The following is a 1,392-nucleotide window of genomic DNA, read 5'->3' on the forward strand; positions in this document are numbered from 1 at the left end:
CAGCTGCGGGCCGCGCTCGAGGCCGAGGCCGCCCGCGGCGCGCGCGTGTACGCCTACGGGGCGGCCTCGCGGGCGGTGGCGTTGCTGTGCCGTGCCGGTGTCGACCGGACGTTGCTGGCCGGGGTGGCCGATGCCGCACCCGGCAAGCAGGGGCGGCGCATGCCGGGTACCGACATCCCCATCGTGTCCCCGGAGGAGCTGGTGGCCGCCGACCCGGACCGGGTGCTGTTGACCGTGCCCGACCTGCTCGGTGAGGTGTCGGCGCGGTACCCGCGGCTGGCCGGCCGCTGGTTGTGTGTGGGCGACACGCGGCCGGTGGGGGGGGTGGTGTCGTGAGCGCCCGGTTGTCGGTGTGCGTGCCCGCCTACGAGGCCGAACGCACCCTCGAGCACACGCTGCGTTCCATCCTGGCGCAGGACCTGGAGTTCGAGCTGCTGGTGCTCGACAACGCCAGCGGTGACGCCACCGGGGAGATCGCGGCGTCCTTCGACGACCCGCGGCTGCGGGTGGAACGCAACGACACCGTGCTGGCGATCGGTGACAACTGGAACCGCGCCATCGGGTTGTCGCGCGGTGAACTGGTGAAAGTGGTGTGCGCCGACGACATCCTGCTGCCCGGTGCGCTGGCCGCGCAGCTGGAGGTCATGGCGGACCCGGCGTTCGCGTTGAGCGCCACCCGTTTCCAGGTGATCGACGAGCGCGGCGACCTCGTCGAAACCGATCTCGGGCTGCCCGGGTTGTCGGGGGTGCAGACCTCGCGGGCGCTGGCGCGCACCATCGTGCGGCGCGGGCCCGCCGATTTCGGGCCCACCGCGGCGGCGATGTTCCGGCGTGAGCATTTCGATCGGGTCGGTGGGCTGCGCGGGGATCTGGTGTTCCGATGGATGTGGACCTGTTCGCCCGCGTCGGCCAGTTCGGGTTGTTCTACGGGTTGCCGCAGGTCGCGGCCGCCTGGCGGGATTCGACGTTCAACCTGTGCAGCCGCACCTCCACGGTCAGCAAGCTCACCGAGTTGCTGCGTTTCCATCACCGGCTGGCCGATGACTGCCCTCGGCTGGTGTCGACCAGGGACGTGCTCGTCGGTGACCTGCGGATCGCGGGCATGGCGCTGGAGCGGCTGCGGGTGCGGACGGTGTCGTTGATACGCGCGGGGCGTGGGTCGAGCCGATGACCGAGACCGCGTCGACCCGCGTGCACATGAGCGGGTCGGAGTGGTTCGGTTCCGCCGCGGGCGGACTGAACCGCTACTTCACCGATCTGTACGCCGCGCTCGCCGCGCGCGAAGACCTGTCGGTCACCGCCGCCGCGTTCGGCGACCCGCCCGACGGTGCGGCCACGTGGGGGCCGGTCGGCGGTTCGACCGCGCGGCGCGTGCGCGCGGCCCGCCGCGAC

3 pseudogenes are annotated in these 1,392 nt (G+C 72.4%); all 3 read left to right on the forward strand.

Features of this window, described 5'->3' with window-relative positions:
* Positions 1 to 336, forward strand: a pseudogene (locus tag QH283_RS06215) (transferase); the annotation flags it as partial.
* A pseudogene (locus QH283_RS06220) lies at positions 333 to 1,171 on the forward strand (glycosyltransferase family 2 protein). The pseudogenes QH283_RS06215 and QH283_RS06220, both read left to right, overlap by 4 nt.
* A gap of 26 nt (positions 1,172 to 1,197) precedes the next feature.
* Positions 1,198 to 1,392, forward strand: a pseudogene (locus QH283_RS06225) (glycosyltransferase family 4 protein); the annotation flags it as partial.

It is taken from the genome of Nocardia farcinica (assembly GCF_029867845.1).
GTDB classification, from domain to species: Bacteria; Actinomycetota; Actinomycetes; order Mycobacteriales; family Mycobacteriaceae; genus Nocardia; species Nocardia farcinica_A.